21 protein-coding genes are annotated in these 20555 nt (G+C 36.3%); 18 read left to right on the forward strand and 3 right to left on the reverse strand.

Annotation, left to right across the window (positions count from 1 at the left end; all coding sequences use genetic code 11):
* Positions 1-110: 110 nt before the first annotated feature.
* Positions 111-836 carry an alpha/beta hydrolase gene (locus A5866_RS02435; RefSeq protein ID WP_086279499.1) on the forward strand — a complete coding sequence of 242 codons (726 nt, stop codon included), beginning with the start codon at positions 111-113 and terminating at the stop codon, positions 834-836.
* Positions 837-900: 64 nt separating this feature from the next.
* Here the strand turns inward: A5866_RS02435 and A5866_RS02440 are convergent, their stop codons facing one another.
* Entirely contained in the window at positions 901-1113 is a 213-nt protein-coding gene (locus A5866_RS02440) for a ferredoxin (RefSeq protein ID WP_086279498.1), read from the reverse strand.
* A gap of 39 nt (positions 1114-1152) precedes the next feature.
* On the opposite strand from A5866_RS02440, the gene A5866_RS02445 reads away from it, so the two are divergent.
* The 5 genes from A5866_RS02445 to rpsA all read left to right on the forward strand — a co-directional run bounded on the left by A5866_RS02445 (position 1153) and on the right by rpsA (position 6464).
* The gene (locus tag A5866_RS02445; protein WP_086279497.1) at positions 1153-2184 is read left to right on the forward strand and encodes a helix-turn-helix domain-containing protein; all 1032 of its coding nucleotides are present in this window, start codon (positions 1153-1155) and stop codon (positions 2182-2184) included.
* Positions 2181-3623, forward strand: coding sequence for a RecQ family ATP-dependent DNA helicase (locus A5866_RS02450; RefSeq protein WP_086444479.1), 1443 nt, complete (start codon positions 2181-2183; stop codon positions 3621-3623). Before A5866_RS02445 ends, A5866_RS02450 begins: the two co-directional genes overlap by 4 nt.
* 79 nt (positions 3624-3702) lie before the next feature.
* A complete protein-coding gene (locus A5866_RS02455; RefSeq protein ID WP_086444478.1) occupies positions 3703-4248 on the forward strand; it encodes an SAG1386/EF1546 family surface-associated protein in 546 nt (181 codons plus the stop codon).
* A gap of 124 nt (positions 4249-4372) precedes the next feature.
* On the forward strand, positions 4373-5041 hold the full coding sequence (gene cmk / locus A5866_RS02460) for a (d)CMP kinase (RefSeq protein WP_086444477.1): 669 nt from the start codon (positions 4373-4375) through the stop codon (positions 5039-5041).
* 211 nt (positions 5042-5252) lie between these two features.
* Entirely contained in the window at positions 5253-6464 is a 1212-nt protein-coding gene (gene rpsA / locus A5866_RS02465; RefSeq protein ID WP_086444476.1) for a 30S ribosomal protein S1, read from the forward strand.
* Positions 6465-6573: 109 nt separating this feature from the next.
* Here rpsA and A5866_RS02470 read toward each other — a convergent pair whose 3' ends face one another.
* Positions 6574-7350 carry a helix-turn-helix domain-containing protein gene (locus A5866_RS02470; protein WP_086444475.1) on the reverse strand — a complete coding sequence of 259 codons (777 nt, stop codon included), beginning with the start codon at positions 7348-7350 and terminating at the stop codon, positions 6574-6576.
* A 254-nt stretch (positions 7351-7604) separates the two neighbouring features.
* On the opposite strand from A5866_RS02470, the gene A5866_RS02475 reads away from it, so the two are divergent.
* The 6 genes from A5866_RS02475 (at position 7605) to A5866_RS02500 (ending at position 14438) form a co-directional block, all read left to right on the forward strand.
* A complete protein-coding gene (locus A5866_RS02475) occupies positions 7605-8942 on the forward strand; it encodes an aldehyde dehydrogenase family protein (RefSeq protein ID WP_086444474.1) in 1338 nt (445 codons plus the stop codon).
* A 179-nt stretch (positions 8943-9121) separates the two neighbouring features.
* Positions 9122-10432 carry a ribosome biogenesis GTPase Der gene (der, locus tag A5866_RS02480; RefSeq protein WP_086279492.1) on the forward strand — a complete coding sequence of 437 codons (1311 nt, stop codon included), beginning with the start codon at positions 9122-9124 and terminating at the stop codon, positions 10430-10432.
* A 247-nt stretch (positions 10433-10679) separates the two neighbouring features.
* Positions 10680-10955 carry an HU family DNA-binding protein gene (locus A5866_RS02485; protein ID WP_010761417.1) on the forward strand — a complete coding sequence of 92 codons (276 nt, stop codon included), beginning with the start codon at positions 10680-10682 and terminating at the stop codon, positions 10953-10955.
* Positions 10956-11583: 628 nt separating this feature from the next.
* Positions 11584-12630, forward strand: a complete 1047-nt coding sequence (locus A5866_RS02490; protein ID WP_086444473.1) for a hypothetical protein — start codon at positions 11584-11586, stop codon at positions 12628-12630.
* Positions 12631-12633: 3 nt separating this feature from the next.
* On the forward strand, positions 12634-13893 hold the full coding sequence (locus tag A5866_RS02495; protein WP_086445524.1) for a tetratricopeptide repeat protein: 1260 nt from the start codon (positions 12634-12636) through the stop codon (positions 13891-13893).
* Between the two features lie 8 nt (positions 13894-13901).
* The gene (locus A5866_RS02500; protein WP_086279490.1) at positions 13902-14438 is read left to right on the forward strand and encodes a ReoY family proteolytic degradation factor; all 537 of its coding nucleotides are present in this window, start codon (positions 13902-13904) and stop codon (positions 14436-14438) included.
* A gap of 418 nt (positions 14439-14856) precedes the next feature.
* Here A5866_RS02500 and A5866_RS02505 read toward each other — a convergent pair whose 3' ends face one another.
* The gene (locus tag A5866_RS02505) at positions 14857-15750 is read right to left on the reverse strand and encodes a YitT family protein (RefSeq protein ID WP_303393680.1); all 894 of its coding nucleotides are present in this window, start codon (positions 15748-15750) and stop codon (positions 14857-14859) included.
* A gap of 285 nt (positions 15751-16035) precedes the next feature.
* Here A5866_RS02505 and A5866_RS02510 point away from each other — a divergent pair, with 285 nt between their 5' ends.
* The 6 genes from A5866_RS02510 to A5866_RS02535 all read left to right on the forward strand — a co-directional run bounded on the left by A5866_RS02510 (position 16036) and on the right by A5866_RS02535 (position 20337).
* Complete coding sequence (locus A5866_RS02510) at positions 16036-16383, forward strand: nucleotide pyrophosphohydrolase (RefSeq protein ID WP_086279489.1); 348 nt, start codon at positions 16036-16038, stop codon at positions 16381-16383.
* Positions 16376-17164, forward strand: a complete 789-nt coding sequence (gene dapB, locus A5866_RS02515; RefSeq protein ID WP_086444472.1) for a 4-hydroxy-tetrahydrodipicolinate reductase — start codon at positions 16376-16378, stop codon at positions 17162-17164. The genes A5866_RS02510 and dapB overlap by 8 nt, the downstream gene beginning before the upstream one ends.
* Positions 17161-18372, forward strand: coding sequence for a CCA tRNA nucleotidyltransferase (locus A5866_RS02520; RefSeq protein ID WP_086279487.1), 1212 nt, complete (start codon positions 17161-17163; stop codon positions 18370-18372). Before dapB ends, A5866_RS02520 begins: the two co-directional genes overlap by 4 nt.
* 5 nt (positions 18373-18377) lie before the next feature.
* On the forward strand, positions 18378-18749 hold the full coding sequence (locus A5866_RS02525; protein ID WP_086444471.1) for a thioesterase family protein: 372 nt from the start codon (positions 18378-18380) through the stop codon (positions 18747-18749).
* An 82-nt stretch (positions 18750-18831) separates the two neighbouring features.
* A complete protein-coding gene (locus tag A5866_RS02530) occupies positions 18832-19284 on the forward strand; it encodes a hypothetical protein (protein ID WP_086279485.1) in 453 nt (150 codons plus the stop codon).
* Positions 19285-19359: 75 nt separating this feature from the next.
* Complete coding sequence (locus A5866_RS02535) at positions 19360-20337, forward strand: NAD(P)H-quinone oxidoreductase (protein ID WP_086444470.1); 978 nt, start codon at positions 19360-19362, stop codon at positions 20335-20337.
* Positions 20338-20555 lie beyond the last annotated feature (218 nt).

Raw genomic sequence — 20555 nt, forward strand, 5'->3', positions numbered from 1 at the left:
AAATATAGAGCGGACGCCTTGTTCTGCTTTATATTTTTTTAAACCATAATTGTCTGATTTTAACCAGATTTCTGATATTATAGAGTAGACGAGAATGAGGAGGACATAAAATGAAAAAATGGCAGAAACGTTTCCTGTGGTTTGTCGGTGTACTTATAGCTTTGGTTTTAATCGGCTTGTTCTACCTAAAAACCATTACATATACACCTACAACGAACGCTTCAGAAGTGTCAAAAAAAGCGATAGACGAAGATGGTGTATTACTTTTTAAGGGTGATCAAGAAAAACCGGCTCTTATTTTTTATCAAGGAGCTTTAGTTGAAGCTGCTAGTTATAGTGTTTGGGCTGAAAAGGTAGCAGAGGCTGGTTTTTCAGTCTATCTTGTAAAAGAACCGTTGAATCTAGCTGTTTTAGGGCAAAATAAAGCTGAACAAGTCATTGAGGCTAACCATCTAAGTAAGTATGTTATCGGGGGACATTCCTTAGGAGGCGTGATGGCCAGTCGGTTTGTTGCTGAATGGAAGAATCAAGAGGCAGTGAAAGGTGTATTTTTTTTAGCAAGCTATCCTGATAAAAACGGGAGCCTTTCAAATTTTGAAGGATCAGTCCTTTCGTTGACAGGTTCTGTTGATGGGGTTTTAAATTGGCAAGCGTATGATCAAGCCAAAAAATATTTACCTAAGCAAACAGTGTATCAAGAAATCAATGGAGGGAATCATGCTGGATTTGGTAGTTATGGTGAGCAAAAGGGGGATAACCCTGCTAAGATAAATAATGATGAACAGCAAGAAGAAGTTGCTCGTAAGATAGTCGAGTGGCTAAATACGATCAATTGACTACTAAAAGGAGAAGAGCTTATTTCAAAATAAGGATCTTCTCCTTTTAGTAGTTATAGATTTTTTATTTTTCTACAATCTCTATTGCACGAACGGGACATTTACGGTACGCTGTTAAAGCATTAGCTTGTTGATTTTCAGGAACAAATTCTTGATGAGCCTCGCTATCATTTTTCAAGATGACAATTCCGTCATCATTATAATCAAAAATTTCTGGTGCATAAACTTGACATAAGCCACAAGCAATGCATTTTTCAGGAATTATTTTACATAACATATAAGCACATCCTATTCTGTCATTGAAAGAGGTGGAGATATGGAGCCTTCCTTTATTTTAGCTTTATTTCAGCACGGATACAAGGTGCGTACCTCAACTTTGTATCATCTTTTAAAAGGGAAACGGACAAGTTCAGTTTTATTATATGGGTTTCTTTATGAAAACTTGCGCTTCTTCCAGTTATTTCCTGAGCTGTCTGAAAAACAGTTTGACATTTTATTAGATAATTTGGTGAAGCAAGAGCTATTGTCTAAAACAAGTGATAGTGAGGTTCAGATAACGGCTAAAGGGTTACAATCATTAACTCATGAAAAGGACCACTATTCTTGGATCGATAATTATCGTTTTGGTAAAACAGATGAAATGATTTGGCGTTTACTTCAATTTACTGTACAAGTTGTTTCTCAATTATCTTATAACAATAAAAATTATCTCCCTCTTGAACAATCGCCTTTATACCAAAAACAAATAAAAACGTATATAAAATCACTTCCAAAAGCGCGCTTGATTGAAACCGTCAAAAAGGAATGGAGTCAAATTTTTTCTGTACTCCCTGAAGAAGAAGCTGATTTTTTTGCACAGCAATTTTCAGGCTATCAAACAATTGGGAAGGCATCGTTTCAATTAATGAACGAACAAGAGACGGTCTTTAATCGATTGTTGATCAAAAAAGAAAAGCTTCATCATTTGATTGATACCATTTTGTTGATGCCAGATGTTTCTTTCCTAAAAAAACTGATTCTGCCATTAGTGAAACAAAATGAAAATAAAAGTATGAATGAAACGGCTCGATACCTGAGCACACAATTTTCAATAGACGCATTAGCTGTACAAAGGAAAGTGAAACTGAGCACGATTAAGGATCACCTAATGGAGTTAGCTTTAACAAAGGATTTTCCATTTGAGCGCTTTATATCGCAGCCGACTTATGCTTGTTTACGTGACTATTCAAAACCATATCAAGATTGGACCTATCGTGTGGTAAAACAAGAAAACCCAGAAGTGGATTACTTTGAGTTTCGTTTGTATCAAATTCAAAAATTAAGAGAAGAAAGAGAAGCTAGCCGATGAAGATCAATTTAGAACAAGTGCTGCAAGCTAAATTTGGATTCAATACATTTAAACCTGGGCAAAAAGAAGTAATCGAGCAATTATTAAGAAACCAAGATACGTTAGCTGTCTTACCAACAGGAACAGGTAAATCATTATGTTATCAATTCGTAGGACAGATACTAGTGGGTTCAGTGTTGATTGTTTCGCCGTTACTGTCCTTGATGGAAGACCAGGTGATCCAGCTTCAAAAAAAAGGAGAAACCAGTGTAATAGCAATCAATAGTAGTTTGTCTTTTTCAGAAAAGCAATATGCCCTAAACCATTTAAGGGAGTATAAGTATATTTTGATCAGTCCTGAAACGTTGACACAAAAAGAGGTTCGTACCAAAATAGCTCATGTAAAGATCGCCTTGTTTGTCGTTGATGAAGCGCACTGCGTTTCTCAATGGGGCGTTGATTTTAGACCGGAATATACCAAATTGGCTAAGATTCAAGCAGAGTGTGGTAATCCACTAACATTAGCATTAACTGCTACGGCAACGCCAGCAGTTAAAAAAGAAATCATCAATCAAGTTTTTAGCCATCGGACAAACATTTCTGAAGTGATTTATTCTGTAAACCGACCTAATATTGGTTTGCTTGTCAATCAGTGTACAGAAAAGAACGATACACTCATTTCTTATTTAACCCAACTTAAAAATAAAGGGCTCATTTATTGTGCAACTAGAAAAACAGCCGAAAAAATCAATCGTTTGATCAAAGAAGAAACTGATTTAAAGTCAGCCTTTTATCATGGTGGGTTGACTGCAAATGAACGTAGTTTATTGCAACAGCAGTTTGTAGCTAATCAATTAGATGTTTTATGTGCTACGAATGCCTTTGGTATGGGGATCGATAAACCTGATGTGCGTTTTATTATTCATTATGATTGCCCGGATAGCTTAGAGAATTATGTTCAAGAAATCGGGCGGGCGGGTCGCGATGGTCAAGCGAGCGTTGCAATTTTACTCTATCAAAAAGGGGATGAATCAATTCATTATTATTTCCAATCAGAAAGTAGACTAGATCGGACATTTTTAAATGAGTTCCCTACCAGCCAATCAGAGGATAAAGAAAATCGATTGCCGGTATTAAATGAAATTCAGCAAAAATGGCTGCAAGGATATTTAGAAAAAGAATATACAATTGAAGAGTTGGAACAAAGATTATTAAGAAAAGAGAAAGAAAGGCAACAACAATTAGCGGTTATGTTAAACTATATTAAAGAAGCAAAATGCCGTCGTGTGTTCATTCAGCAGTATTTTTCAGAAAAAATCACGGAAAGTACCCAAGAAAATTGTTGTGACCGTTGTGGCTTATCCTTTGACAAGTACAAAGCCCGAATAGTACAATCACCAGAAGAAAACGAAATCTCCAATCAGTGGGAGGACATTTTAATAAGATTATTTAAAGAATGAAAATAATCTTTTTTTAGACTGCAGTTGACAAAAAGCTGTGGTATAATAGCAAACGAGAGAATTTTAGGAGGAACGATACGTGAGTAAAAAAGATAAGAAAAACCCATCAGGTGCACGTGAACCTTGGGAGCAGTCAATTTATGAAACAGATAAAAATGCTGGGGGTTCCCGCTCAGAAAAACGTCAACAAAAAAAAGGCAACACGGTCTTTCTAACAATTTTAGTGATTCTTTTACTATTGATCATTACTTTACCAGTTGGAACATATCTTTATGTGATGAGAGATAAACCAAATGATAATAAAAATGCTAGTCAGCCTTCATCATCGGTGGTGGTTCAATCTTCTACAAAAAATAGCACCACTCAGCCATCATCTTCAAGTGCTGCGGCATCGCAAGAACAGCCTGCGTCTTCTTCTGAAGCGGTAGTTGATGGACAAAGTAGCGCGACAACACCAACAAGCGACTTGACAGAGCAAGCTGCAGCATACACAGAAGTGCTTAATGGTGAAGGACCAAACCAAGTAGCGTCAAGAAACGGTATAACGACAGAAGAATTGCTACAATTGAATGGACTAAATTTGAACTCTGTTTTACAACCTGGTCAATCTTTACGCGTTAAATAACAAAAAGTCGGGAGAAAAGCAAATGATGATTCACTTGTGATTCCTCGTTGTTAAGGGTCTGCAACAAAACAATCAATGTTTTGTGCCAGACTCTTTTACTATGTGATAAACAAAGGAGTTCGTTATGAAAAAGATAAGCATTGCCATTGACGGCCCAGCTTCTTCTGGGAAAAGTACGGTAGCCAAGATTTTAGCTAAAAAGTTGAATTACATTTATTGTGATACTGGTGCTATGTATCGAGCGTTGACCTATTTAGCAATCCAAAAACATATTGATTTTGAAGATGAAAAAGCGTTGAGTGATCTGTGTTTAGATCATACGATTTCATTCCAGCAAACTGAAAAAGATCAGCTAGTTTTTATTGATGGACTTGAAGTTACTGAAGCAATTAGGCAACCTGATGTGACGAATTCAGTCTCAATAGTTGCCAAACATGGCGCTGTTAGGGAGAAGATGGTTGAATTACAGCAAATGATTGGTCGGACTGGTGGCGTTGTAATGGATGGTCGTGATATTGGAACAGCTGTATTACCTGAGGCAGAAGTGAAAATTTTCTTAGTTGCCAGCGTGGTTGAGCGAGCTGAAAGACGCTATAAGGAAAATCAACAAAAAGGGATCACAACAGACTTTGAAACGCTAAAAGAGGAAATCGAACACCGTGATTATTTGGATTCAACAAGAGCAGTTTCGCCTTTAAAACAAGCAGCAGATGCTGTGAAAATCGATACAACGGGTATGAGTATCGAAGAAGTTGTAAATGCGATCGAAGAGGTTATTTCAAAGAAACGCTAAGCTTATTGTAAGCCAATTAGAATAGTTTTTAGGGGAGTATAACTGTGTCAAAGTTATACTTTCTTTGTCTTAAAGAAAGAAAATAACTTCTTATCTCAAATAAAAAAAAGAAAATGAGAGAAATCGCTTTATTTTTTTAGTAAAATCCCGTACTATTAAGGGAGTAGGTCAGTTTTTTACGAATTTTTTGGTGGCATAGGAGGATATATTCATGACAGAAGACAAAAAAGTGGAAATCAGCAACGAAACAATGGAAGATGCAATGAACAGTGTCCAAGAAGTAAGCGTCGGTGACATCGTTAAAGGTGAAGTGCTTGCAGTTGAGGACAAACAAGTCGTTGTTGGTATCGAAGGTGCAGGCGTTGAAGGCGTAGTACCAGCAAAAGAATTATCAACTACACAAGTAGAAGATATCAACGAATTAGTGAGTGTTGGTGACATTTTAGATTTAGTTGTCATCACATCGATTGGCAAAGATAAAGAAAATGGTAGCTATTTACTTTCAAAACGTCGTTTAGATGCTAAAAAAGTTTGGGAAGAAATCGAAGCCGATTTCAAAGCAGGCAAAATCATCGAAGCACCTGTTACAAATGTTGTAAAAGGTGGTTTAGTTGTTGATGTAGGTGTCCGCGGATTTGTTCCAGCGTCAATGGTTGAAGACCATTTTGTTGCTGATTTTTCAGAATATAAAGGCCAAACGTTAACGTTTAAAATCATCGAGATCGAGCCTTCAGAAAATCGCTTGATTTTATCGCATAAAGCAGTGGTTGCGGCTGAGAAAAATTCTAAGAAAAAAGATATCTTAGCTACTCTACATGATGGTGATATCGTTGAAGGAAAAGTTGCTCGTTTAACTGATTTTGGTGCGTTTATTGACTTAGGCGGTATCGATGGGTTAGTGCATGTTTCTGAAATTGCGCATCAACATGTGGGTAAACCAAGTGATGAGTTAACTGTAGGTGACGATGTAAAAGTTAAAATTCTTTCGATCAATCCAGATGAAGAACGTGTTTCTCTATCAATCAAAGAAACATTGGCTGGACCTTGGGAAGATATTGAAAACAAAGCGGCTGTTGGTTCTGTTCTTGATGGAACTGTCAAACGTTTAACTAGTTTCGGTGCATTTGTCGAAGTATTCCCAGGTGTAGAAGGATTAGTTCATATTTCTCAAATTTCGCATAAACATATTGCAACACCTCACGAAGTATTACAAGAGGGTGATGCTATTCAAGTAAAAGTATTGGAAGTTAATCCAGATGAACATCGGATTGCTTTAAGCATCAAAGCATTAGAAACAAAACCAGAATCTCAAGAAGAACCAAAAGATGTTCAAGAATATGAGTTGCCAGAAGAAAATACTGGTTTCACAATGGGTGATATCTTAGGTGAGGCATTAAAAGCACAAGATTCTGATTCAGAATAATGATATTTAAGATATAAGAGCGAGGGGAAACCTTCGTTCTTTTTTCGTTCCAATAATAAAAACCCTCACCAGTAAAAATCATTTAGTGGCTGAGGGTTTTGTTATAAAATTAATTATAAATCACACGCAAATCAGCAGGGGTATACTCTCCACGAAACTGTTTACGGAATTGATGAGGGGATTGCCCTACTTTTTTCTTAAATAACTTACTAAAATAGGTAGAATCAATGTAACCAACCGTACCAGAAATTTCATTGATAGATTCTTCTGTCTTCATCAGTAACTGCTTGGCTTTTTCAACGCGATAAGTAGTCAGGTAATCAATAAAATTCATCCCCACAGCCTCTTTAAAAAATCGGCTGACATAATGACGATTTAAATGCATAATATCAGCTAAAGTTGTCAAGTTGATTTCTTCATCATAATGTTCATGAATGTAATCCAAAATCGTATTAATTTGCTCTTTTGCTAAAACAGTTGGTTTATTATTCAAGACATCCATCAAAGAAACTTGGTTTAGCGATTTTACACAACGATCGATCGCGAATTTTAACTCATTAAAATCAATAGGCGTCAATAAATAATCGATTACGCCACATCGTAAAGCTTGATGGATACTTTGGAAGTTATCTCGCTCGGTCATTATGATTACTTTAATATTCGGCAGTTGTTGAACTATTTTACGTTTTACGATGAATCCATCAATATCTAAATGATCAATTGCAATCAACAGAATTTCTGGCAAGAGCTTTTCGGCTATTGCTAAGGCTTCTTGTTCCGTTTCGGCTGGAGGTAATACTTTTATATTCATAAATGAATCGTTGATAGATTGTTGAAGTATTCGTTGTTCGTTTGGATCGTTACTGACAATCAATAATCGGCACATAAATAAACCCTCTTTTATTTGATGAGATAATAGTCCTTTTTTGTTTGTGAAATTTTCTTTACTACTCTATGATACCTTGAATAAATTCAGCTTTCAAGTGTAATTGTTTGTGAAAAAAATCGAGAATAGGTAAATTTTGTCCATAATCTGCTTAAAATATTCCCTAACAAATTGATTTAAATAGATTAAACTTGATTTGTATGCGTTTAAGGCGCTAATAGAGAACGAACGACAAAAATAGAGGAGTGTTCAAAATGACTGAACTAAAAGTAAAAGAAATTGAAACACTAGTTGTAACAGCGAAAGAAGCTCAAAGTAAATATGAAAACTACACCCAAGAACAAGTAGATGCAATCGTAAAAAATGTATACCAAAAAACACTTGATAATGCAGAAAAATTAGCTATTTCAGCTAATGAAGAAACAGGCTTTGGGAAAGTTTCAGATAAAATCATCAAAAATACATTTGCTAGTGAGCAAGTTTATGAAAGTATTAAAGATCTTGCAACTGTTGGTGTGATCAATCGTCGTAAAGAAGATAAAATCATTGAAATTGGTATTCCTTTAGTTGTAGTAGCAGGATTGATTCCTTCAACAAATCCAACAGCTACAGTTATTTTTAAAGCATTGATTGCCTTAAAAACAAGAAATGCGATTATTTTTTCGCCACATCCAAAAGCTTTAAAATCAATTTTGATGGCAGCAGAAATTATTGAGAAAGCGGCAGTTGAAGCTGGAGCGCCAGCAGGATTAGTTCAAGTGATCCAAGAACCTACATTAGAAGCAACAAGTGCTTTGATGAAACATGAGGATATTTCGTTGATCCTTGCTACAGGTGGTAAAGCAATGGTACAGGCAGCTTATAGTTCAGGAAACCCAGCAATTGGAGTAGGTCCTGGAAATGTTCCAGTCTTGATTGATGCAACAGCTGATATCAACCATGCGATTGATTGCGTAGTTAGTAGTAAAACAATTGAAAATGGAATCATTTGCGCCTCAGAGCAAGCACTCGTGGTAGAGAAATCCGTAAAAGAAGCCGTTATCGAACAATTAAAGGCGAAGAAAGCTTATTTTATGAATGAAGAAGAATTGACAAAAGTCAGCCAATTTATTTTAAGAGAAACAGGGACACTAAACCCAGACATCGTTGGAAAAAGTGCTTCAGACGTTGCAAAATTAGTGGGAATTTCTGTACCAGAAGAAACATCTATTTTAATTTCAGAACAGACAGAGATTGGGCACCATAATCCTTACTCAAGAGAAAAACTAACACCAATCTTAGGCTTGTTCACAGTTGACTCATTCGAAACAGGTGTAGCAACTTGTAAGGCATTACTTGCGAATGAAGGAACAGGTCATACAGCAGTGATTCATACAACGACAGATGCGAATGCCGAAGTATTTGGCTTAGAAATGAGAGCTTCTCGTATTTTGGTCAATACTTTAGGTGCTTTAGGAGCAATTGGCGCAACAACAAAATTAGCGCCTTCGATGACTTTAGGCTGTGGTGCAATGGGCGGAAGTAGTACAACGGATAATGTAACAGCTCATCATTTAATTAATGTAAAACGTATCGCGTATGGTGTCGAATAAGGACGAAGTGAATTATTTGAAATAAAGTATCCTGTAATTGTCAAAACGTTTATGTGACAATTACAAGATTTATTTGTATTCGGCGCTTTAATTGACTGATTTCACCAGTTTTTCTTGCATCTTAGACAAGCTTTAGGTAAACTAGTAAAGATTGATAACTTGTCAAGGAGGTAATTTGAATGGCAAATCCAACAATTGCAATTGTCGGGCGCCCGAATGTAGGGAAGTCGACAATTTTTAACCGTATAGCTGGTGAGAGAATCTCTATTGTAGAAGATACACCAGGTGTAACAAGAGACCGTATTTATGCCACTGGGGAGTGGTTAGGACGTGAATTTAGTATTATTGATACAGGTGGTATCGATCTAAGTGACGAACCGTTTATGGAGCAAATCAAGCATCAAGCTGAAATTGCGATTGAGGAAGCAGATGTGATCGTATTCGTAACTAGTGGTAGAGAAGGCGTTACGGATGCAGACGAATTAGTAGCAAAAATCTTATATCGCAGTAATAAGCCAGTGATTTTAGCTGTCAATAAAGTGGATAATCCTGAAATGAGAAATGAAATCTATGAATTTTATTCTTTAGGTTTAGGCGATCCATTCCCAATTTCAGGGAGTCATGGATTGGGAATCGGTGATGTTTTAGACGAAGCAGTCAAACATTTTTCTACTGAAATCGAAGAAGAAGACGAAGATACGATCAAATTTAGTTTGATTGGACGTCCTAATGTTGGGAAATCTTCCTTGATCAATGCGATTCTTGGTGAAGACCGTGTCATTGTTTCAGAAATAGAAGGAACAACTCGTGATGCCATCGATACTCGTTTTGAATCTGAGAATGGACAAAAATTCTTGATGATCGATACAGCTGGTATGCGTAAACGAGGCAAAGTCTATGAATCAACAGAAAAATATAGTGTGATGCGTGCTATGCGTGCTATTGAACGTTCAGACATTGTTTTAATGGTTTTAAATGCTGAAGAAGGTATTCGTGAACAAGACAAGAAAGTTGCTGGATATGCACATGAAGCTGGTCGTGGGATCATTATCGTTGTGAATAAATGGGACACGATCGAAAAAGAAACAAATACGATGCGCGATTTTGAAGAAGAGATTCGCGAAGAGTTTCGTTATTTAGATTATGCGCCGATCATTTTTGTTTCTGCAGTAACGAAACAACGCTTGAATAAACTACCAGAATTGATTGAATTGGTAAGCATGAACCAAAATCTACGGATTCCGTCTGCGCTATTGAACGATGTAGTGATGGATGCGATTGCGATCAATCCAACGCCAACAGATAAAGGCAAGCGTCTAAAAGTATTTTATGGTACTCAAGTAGCGATCAAACCGCCAACATTTGTCATTTTTGTAAATGAAGAAGAATTGATGCATTTTTCATATGCAAGATTTTTAGAAAATCAAATTCGTAAAGCCTTCACGTTTGAAGGAACACCAATCAAAATTATCCCGAGAAGACGGAAGTAGCGCATTTTACCACACTTTTTTCAAATGTACAAATAAATTCATTGAGTTATAAAAAAAAATGATAGTTTTAGAAAAAACTGGTTAAAACGCATCAAAAACCTTGCTATTACAAGCTTCCTATGATATCGTGATAACAGAATATTGATCCAATTCAATATTTGTACGTGATTTTTGGACCACTCAAAAAGAAACGTAAATTCGATATCTTTTAGATATCCTATCCCTTGTGGAGGAGGTGAAATAATCCATGGCAAATAAAGCAGAATTAATCGAAAACGTTGCATCTTCAACTGGTTTAACTAAAAAAGACGCAACTGCAGCAGTGGATGCTGTATTTTCAACAATCCAAGAATCTCTTGCTAAAGGTGAAAAAGTTCAATTAATCGGTTTTGGTAACTTTGAAGTACGCGAACGTGCGGCTCGTAAAGGACGTAACCCACAAACTGGTAAAGAAATTCAAATCGCTGCAAGTAAAGTACCTGCGTTCAAACCAGGTAAAGCGTTGAAAGATGCTGTTAAATAAGACAGTTCTTAGAACCCTTGATTAATCAAGGGTTCTTTCTTTATCTAAGTGAGTATAGTTAGCGGATAATTCAGCCTAGGTAAAACATATAAATAGCCTCTTTTTGAGTTCGTGTATCCTTAAAAGTCAACATACTTATTCTATTCATCCTAAATATGAAACTTAATTATACCCAAAAGATTTTATGAATCAACTTTGGGTTTGGCTTTAAAATCAAAAAAAGTGGAACACAAATCAAAATATGATCATGTTTCACTTTTTAAAAGATAAAGAATAACTAGCTATGTTTAAACCAAGTGATAGAACTATGAACAGTGTAGCGTGCTAATTATTCAAATCATGACTGAATCACTTTGTTTCTTCGAACAGCAGTATTCTAAGAACTGCGCTATTTTTCTTAGAGGTTGGCTATTTTTTGAAACAAACCCAGTATAAGCTATAAATAAGTTTTTTTACATAAAAAAAGTAAAATATCTCTAGTAATTTATGAATCAATAATGTCTGTTCTTTAAGAAAATTAAAAGAACAACTGTCTTTGATCGAGGATCATTGCTTTTCCAAAATAAAAATCATCCCTCTTTCTGTTTTCCCTCGACTAATGGTAAAATGTAAGAGAGGGGTGTTATCGATGGAACTTGTTTATAAGAAAAATCAGTTGGAGACAACAATCATCTATGGTGAGACGTTTGCTTCTCAAATTAAATCAGCTTCAATTGAGTCGAAACATCTTTTTTTGCTGACTAATCAGCGATACTATGATTTATTTTCGGAAAAACTAATTCAGCTTTTTGATGACAAACAAGAAATAGATTGGTATATTTGTAAGAATGACGCTCATTGTAATAATCTGAAAGAGCTAGAGAGTCTGTTAACTTTTTTAGCTGATTTTGATCAGCAGCAAGACTTTCTTTTCTTAGGTGTTGGAAATGAAGGAGTTGTTCAGTTAACAAACTTTTTGTATGAAACATCCGTACTGACTTCTGATTGTTGGCTTTTGCCGTTATCTATTCAATCATTAAGCAAGAGTCTGATTCATGAAGTTCAAATAGAATTAAACAATCATCCTGTTTTGCAAAGTTTGGTTCTAGCAGATAAAATACTTTACGACCATACATTAACAACGGATCATGGAGATGGGAAACTAGTTGATTTTCTTGTTTTTATCCGCTGTGGTTTGGTTTGCAGCCATGATTTTTTGAGAATGCTTTTTAAAAACTACAGCGATGCAACACGTTTGAATCAGCAGTCTTTTAATGGTATGTTGGATGAGATGATTCGCTATTATGAAAAAGATGGACAAATGATCGATCAATTTGGTCGACTGTTTGAGCAGGGGTTTCTAGAAACGGCGAACGGACATCTATTATCCAGTCATATGAAACGATTTTTAGGCTGTTTGCTCCAGTTGCTTTGGTCTCAAGAAGTGAATCAGTTTTCGTTTCATTATAAAAACTTCATAATTTGGTTGATTCATCTAGGTTTCCCTGTAGATTTTCCAGAACAAATTTTGGTCAGTGACTATGTGGAAGGTGTTTTAAACTGTCTTGATCGTGGAGAGAAGGCTGCTCTTTTAAAAGAAGTCGGAGAATTTGATCGGATGGAGCAACCTAAAACAGAAGATTTATTAACAACTGTAGAAAAATATAAAACTATTTTAAAAGAAATTAGAGGGTAAATGATGACAACATATAGTGAGAAAATGCTACAAGCATTACATGAAGAAGAGTTGGCTCAAGCGCAGTTGATGTTGGCAGAAGCTATTAGAAAAGATGATGATGATACGCTTGCGGATTTAGGGGAAGAATTATTGTCACTTGGATTTTTGGAAGAAGCAAAACTAGTTTTTGACCATTTAGTAACGATTTTTCCAGAGGCTGATGGCTTGAATCTTCCATTAGCTGAAATTGCGATTGAAAATGATTTGATCGATGATGCATTTGTCTATCTAGAAAAGGTAGGCAAAGATAGTGATAGCTATGTTCAAAGTTTATTAGTAACAGCTGATTTGTATCAGGTCATCGGAATTCCAGAAGTCAGTGAAGCAAAATTAAAAGAGGCACAACGATTGATGCCGGACGAACCATTGATTTTATTTGCTTTAGGTGAGTTGTATTTTTCTAATGGTCAGTTTCAAGAGGCCGCTACAGCTTACCAAGAGCTACTTGAAGGGCAAGTTGCCGAAATTTCTAATGTCTCGATCAATGAACGTTTAGGTAGTACTCATAGCATGTCAGGCGATTTTGAAGGAGCGATCCCATTTTTAGAAAAGGCATTGGGAGAAGGTCAGACAGATGATCGTTTATTCCAATTAGCGTTCACTTACTTGCAACTCCATGAAAATCAAAAAGCAATTGCTTTACTGCAACAATTAAGAGCGTTGAATCCACATTATCAGTCGCTGTATTTATCTTTGGGTGAAGCGTTACAAGAAGAAGAACAACTTGAAGAAGCTCGTACTGTTCTAGCTGAAGGGATCAAAGAAAATCCATTCCAAGTGGATTTATATCAATTAGCCTCTGAAAATGCCTATCGATTGCATGATACAGAAAAGGCTGAAGCGTTATTGAAAGAAGCGTTGGAACTTGGCGAAAAAACGGATGAAACAAGACTTACGCTAAGTAATCTATATTTAAATGAACATAGATTTGATGAAGTGATCGATGTCGTTCAACAAATGGAAGAACAAGGGCATCCGTATGGCGAATGGAACTTGGCACATGCTTATAATGAATTGGAAGAGTTTGATTTAGCAAAAGTACATTATGAGCAAGCGTACCAAGAACTTTCCCATGAGCCTGAATTTTTAAAAGAGTATGCTGTATTTCTACGTGAGGAAGGTCAACTAGAGCAAGCAAAAGAGCTATTGCAACATTATCTTCACCACGAACCTGGGGATAACGAAGCGCAATCCCTGTTAGATGATATTGAAGAGAGATAGGTGATCATATGTTTGTCAATGTCGCAGATAAAAAGGATTTTTTAGTTTGGTTAGTCAATAATATTTCATTTAGCCAAAGAGAAGTATTATGGATTTTAAACTATTTAATCAATCACGAAGCCATTTTAAATAATGTGCATTTTATTGAACAAGCGGATAAAGCTGTTCGTGGACTAAAAGTCACGTCAAAAGAAATCGATGATGAACCCATTCGCTTATTTCTTTCAGGGAAAGAATTTACGGATACTGATCAGATTTTCCATGAAATTCGGATGAATTGGAAAGAAGCACTTTATGTTGAATGTATCTTTGATGGGTCTTGGCAAAATAGCCAGTATTTGTCTATTTTAGAGGATAATCCTTATGCCCGCTGGAATGAACAGGTGAGTGAAGAAGTAATTGAAAGTATTAATGAGTTTTTCGCTCATGAGGAAAAACAAGCGAAAATCGATTTACTCTATCGCCAAATCGATTTAGCTTTAGAAGATAAAAACCACGAAGCGTTTTTAGAGTTAACAGATGAATTAAACCGTTTGAAAAAATAAAAAAGAGACCGAGAAAAAAGTGTTGAGCTCCGAACACAAAGTCCTTCAATTCTAAGTGCTTTAGCACTTAGAAAATAAAGGAAGCAAGTTGTCTTTCAGACACCTTGTATTGTGCATCATCGAATCACTTCGTTCTTCGTGCCAAGTAGGTACTGTTTATCATCGAATTCTATTGTTCTTCGTGATTCACAGCAATTTACAACAATGTGATCGAAGCGAAGGACTTTACCGAGTAGGTACTTTTCTAGATCAACTCATCCTTCGTTGTCTATCAAAGAAATTCTAGCATATTTTATGCGTAGAAGTTAGTGAGATCGAAACAAAGTGTAGTTTAGTCGCCGCTTTTTTCTCGCCGTTTATTCAACTTTAAAGAGCGAAACAAAACTGATCTTTCGTTTTGTCCCGCTCTATTTTTGACTTAGTTAAGTTGTTTTTTTCTTTTGAAGAGCATTTTTGTCGGTCTAGAATAGGTGAACCCTTCTCCTATAGCTTCGTGAACATTAATAACAGAAATAAACGCTTTTGCATCCAGCTCATGAACGATTCGCTTGATTTCTATGATTTCACTAGGACTAACAACTACATAAAGGACTTTTTTATCGACTTGAGAATACCCACCTTGGCCCTCTAAATAGGTCACGCCACGTTCTAATAGGGACATGATTACTTCTCCAATATCTTCTGAATGATCAGAGATCACTAAGATTCCTTTGGCAGCATAGGCACCATCTAAAACCGAATCGACAACTTTACTGAAAACAAATGAAACAATCAAGGTATACATCATTCGTTTTACATCAATATAGCTCAAAGACAGAATCAAAACGAGAATATCAAAGATCAGCAAGGAACGGCCCATACTGATGCCGTAATTTTTTTCCAAAATACGAGCGATCACATCGGTTCCGCCTGTCGTCCCGCCGACTCGATAGACTAATCCGCTACCGATACCAGCAGCTAATCCAGCTAATAAAGAAGCAATCAACAAATCATGATCTAGATTAACTTCGATGGGGAATCGTTGCCATAACCATAAAAAGACAGATAAGGAAACGGTACCTAAAATTGTATAATAAAATGAGTGCTTGCCTAAAACTTTTCCCCCAATCAAAATCAACGGAATATTGATGATCAAAGTGGAGTATGCAGGATCAATATAAAAAAGTGCCCGTAAAATCAAGGTGATCCCAGTTACTCCGCCTTCTGCTAAGTCATTTGCAATATTAAAGGTGACTAAGCCAAACCCATAAAGACAAGTACCTGCTAGAATTAACAGAACGTCTTTAACATAAAACTTTTTTTCTTCAATCATTGTACTCACTCCTCGTATTTTAAAAGCGTAGCGAAACGCTAAGTTGCTGAACAATTTAGGAAATCAGCTTAAAGACGTTTTTGGTCTTCCAGATGATTTATCTAATCGTTGAGGATACTGTTTCGCGAAGCTGGCTAAAACATACTGGGTTGATGCTGTATAATTTCATCGTCAAGAACCCTTATCCAGTAATCACTTTATCATTCTCAATATAAAACAACAAGTAGAACCTTTTCAGATGGCGCAGTTTTTGATAAGATGTGTAGTAGAAAGGTTGGGGTAAAAATGAAAGACGAAAATCAATCTCTGCATTCCATGCAAGTAGAAGTGGATAACTATATCCAACAATTTAAAACGGGTTATTTTTCTCCATTAAGCCAGATGGCACGCTTAACAGAAGAAGTAGGGGAATTAGCCAGAGAGATCAATCATTATTATGGTGAAAAACCCAAGAAAACAGACGAAAAACCAAAAACGGTTTCAGAAGAGTTAGGGGATGTCTTGTTTGTCACGATGATCATGGCAAATTCTCTAGATATAGATTTAACAGAAGCATTTAAAAAAAATATGGAAAAATTCAATCAACGGGATAAATATCGTTTTGAGCGAAAGGACGGGCAAACAAATGATTAAAATTTTAGTCGCAGGATTTAAAGGAAAAATGGGGGCTACTGCAACCAAGATGGTTTTAGAGCACGTCGGATTTGAATTGGTTGGTGTGCTGGACCCATTTGAAGAAAAAGATAATCTTAGTGAATTAGTAGAATATCCAAATAATAATGCCCCGATTTTTAAAACAAAAGAAGAGGTTCTCTCTGTTCAGCCAGATGTTTGGATCGATTTTACGATTCCAAAAGTTGCCTATGAAAATACCCGATTTGCAATAGAGCATAAAATCGCGCCTGTTGTAGGAACGACTGGTTTAACGGAGGCACAATTAGCAGAATTGACTGATCTATCAGAGCGTTTGAAAGTTGGCGGCTTGATTGCACCAAATTTTGCCGTGGGTGCTGTCTTGATGATGCAATTTGCTCAAAAAGCTGCTGAATATTTTCCAGATGTTGAAATCATCGAGTTGCATCATGATAATAAGTTAGATGCACCAAGCGGAACGGCAATCAAAACGGCCGAAATGATGAGTGAAGTGCGCTCGAAAAAAACGCAAGGCCATCCAGAAGAAAAAGAGTTGATCGCTGGTGCACGCGGTGCTGATTTTGAAGGGATGAAAATTCATAGCGTTCGCTTACCAGGCATGATAGCCCATCAACAAGTACAATTTGGTGGTGTTGGAGAAGGGTTAACAATCAGACATGATTCCTATGACCGTAGTTCGTTTATGACAGGCGTTGCTTTGGGCTGTGAAAAGGTGGTTCACTTAGATAAATTAGTCTATGGACTGGAAAACTTATTATGAAATTAGAAATAATACCTGACGAATTTACCAAAGCAGCTGGAGTGCTACAAGAAATTCAAGCACATGGATTTGAAGCATATTTTGTTGGAGGCAGTGTTCGTGATGCCTTGTTGGATCAACCAATCCATGATGTAGATATAGCAACTAGCGCTTATCCAGAAGAAATCAAACAGATTTTTCATCGAACCATTGACGTAGGAATCGATCATGGGACTGTGCTTGTTTTAATCGGTGAAGAACAATATGAAATCACAACTTTTAGAACAGAATCAACCTATCAAGATTTTAGACGTCCCGACACAGTGACGTTTGTCCGTTCATTAAAAGAAGACTTAAAACGCAGAGATTTTACAATCAATGCATTGGCGATGGATGTGAATGGTGAAATCATTGATCTATTTGATGGTATGGATGATTTAGAACAAAAAATTATTCGAGCCGTAGGAAACCCTAAAGAGCGATTTCATGAAGATGCTTTACGTATGATGCGTGGCTTGCGTTTTGCCAGTCAGTTAGATTTTATGATTGAAACCAATACATTGTCTGCGATTGAAGAATTTCATCCATTATTAGGTAAAATTTCTGTAGAGCGAATTGCAGTGGAATTTATCAAACTATTATTAGGAAAAAATCGGCGCGCCGCTTTATTACCGTTTATTGAGACTAAATGTTATCAATATTGCCCAGGTTTAAAAAAATCAGGGGAAGCATTGCTGAACTTTTCAGATCTTCCAAATAAACAGATCGAAAGTGAAAGCCAAGCATGGGCCTTATTGATTCAGATAATGGGCTTAAAAGAGAATGATATTCGCAGCTTTCTAAAAGCTTGGAAACAGTCTAATCAAATGATCCACGAAGTACAATCGTTGATTTATGGATTAAATCAACGTCTCATTGGAGACTGGAAACGAATGGATTTGTTTAACTTGGGATTGGATGCGGTTTTGTCTATAGAAAAACTATTGTTTTATTTTGGTCAAAAGAGTACACTTGAAGAAGCAAAAGAAGGTTATTTAGATTTGCCGATTCATGATAGAAAACAGTTAGCTCTAACAGGTAATGATTTATTGGCTTATTTTGATAAAAATCCTGGGAAATGGCTAGGAAATATGCTTAATATGCTTGAAATTGCTGTTGTGAACGGTCAAATAAGCAATACTAAAGAAGCACTAATTGCATATGCAAAGGATAGGATTGATAAGGAGTGAAAGCCGTGAAAGAGTTTTCAAAAAAGTTTGTTGTTGGTTTAAACGATACTGCAAAAGAGATTGGTTCTGGTGATTTAGAGGTCTTAGCTACGCCAGTTATGATCACAATGGTGGAGAATACGGCAAAAGAGTATTTGCATAAACAATTAGCCCCAGAAGAAACCAGTGTTGGCACATTGATCGAAGCGAGACATTTACGCCCTTCTGTAGTAGGAGCCCAAATGACTATTAAAGTTAAGGTCGCTTCACAGGAAAAAACAAAAATCAATTTTTCTTTCGAGGTATTTGACAATGAACAAGTCGTAGCGACAGGGATTCATCAAAGAGCTGTTATCTTAACGGATGTTTTTTTAGAGAAATTAGCTCATCCTAACTAAAGAAGCTAATAGTGTGACCTAACATGAAAGTTATGCTAAACTTAACTTTGTAGAAATTATTTTAGATAAGGAGACTTATATTATGAGTAGAGAAATGACAGGATTGAAATTTTATTTTAGAAATGGTGAAACTTGGACGATTGGTCGTCGTTTTATCGGAGATTTATGGATCAAACAAATCACAACTAGTTTTGGTCGTATCCACGGAAGCGAATTTATGGAAATCCATCCATGTGAAGGCTTTAAAATCGAAATTTTCCAAGAAGGAGATCACGTTCAAACTCATGATATCAATCTTGGTGGTCTTGAATTAGGAATGTTTGCTCGTGCTTTGAAATATGAAGATATTGAACGTATGGAAATTTTATACAAAACAGGTACACCAGATTTAGTTTACTTCCCATACAAAGATAAAACGGACGAAGGATTAGATAATGTTTACCAATCTACTAAAGTCAGCGAAAAAACAAAAAGCTTATATATCGTAATCGACCCAGAACAAACAGTTGATGATGTATATGGTGAAGAATTTTAATATGTAACTAATTGACCGTGGACTTCTTTTTAAAAGATTCTACGGTTTTTTGTGAGATTGGGCGAGGTGTATTGGATGAAAGCAATGGAACTATCTTTTAAAGAAAACCAAGCTATTTTAACCTTAAATAAGGAAACTACGATACCAGTTAGAGAAAAAGGCCAGCTTTTGATCAAAGTTGCGGCAGCTGCTGTCAACCGGACGGATTTAGTCGCTAAAGAAACTGGAAACTTACCCAAAGGCAATGCGATTTTAGGTGTAGAAGTTTCTGGAATAGTAGTAGAGAGCGACACAGAACTTTTTCCATGTGGCAGTCGTGTGATGGGGCTTGTCAATGGTGGTGGTTATGCGGAGTATGTCGCGATGAATGTCGGAAATGCCATGCCATTATTAGATCAGTTGACCTTTGAAGAAGGAGCGGCCATTCCAGAAGTTTTTCTTACGGCTTATCAAACACTATTTTGGCTTGGAAATTTGACTGCTGCTCAAACCGTATTAATTCATGCCGGTGCTAGTGGAGTTGGGACAGCTGCGATTCAGTTAGCCAAACAATTAAGTTCCGCTAAAATCGCTATCACGGCAAGTTCCGCAGAAAAACTCGCGTTATGTCGGACACTGGGAGCAGATAGTTTAATTAACTATCGAGAAGAAGCGTTTAGTCAAAAAATCATAGAAGAGACAGATGGTCGTGGTGTTGATTTGATTTTAGACTTTATCGGAGCTTCTTATTGGGAGAAAAATCTAGCCAGTCTCGCTGTTGATGGGTACTTGATTCTAATTGGCATTTTAGGTGGGACAATTGTTAAAGACGTGAACCTGATGACGTTATTACAGAAAAGAATCACAGTCAAAGGCACGTTACTTACCCCTAGAAGTGATGATTATAAGGCTAAACTAACAAAAGAGTTTGTTGCAAGGACAAATAAGTTATTTGCGGCAGGTCAGTTAAAGCCGATCATTGATTCTGTATTTCAGCTTGAAAATGTAGAAAATGCGCATCGCTATATGGAAAGTAATAAGAATAAAGGGAAGATCATTTTAAGCATTAATTGAGGTTGAAAATAATCGAAGTAAGCCTTGGAAACGGAAGATTGTGCAATTAAAAAGTCCCTTGATTTTAAATTTAAAAGAAAAAAATGTTGACACTTAGTTTTAGTAGGTATATACTGAGAACAATTCTTAAATAAATCAGTTACGGAGTGATTCATATGACAACCATGAAGCATAACCAATTAAAACTGAATAATTATTACTTTAGCTATTTTAGATGA

This window comes from Enterococcus sp. 12C11_DIV0727 (assembly GCF_002148425.2).
Classification (GTDB): domain Bacteria; phylum Bacillota; class Bacilli; order Lactobacillales; family Enterococcaceae; genus Enterococcus_L; species Enterococcus_L lemimoniae.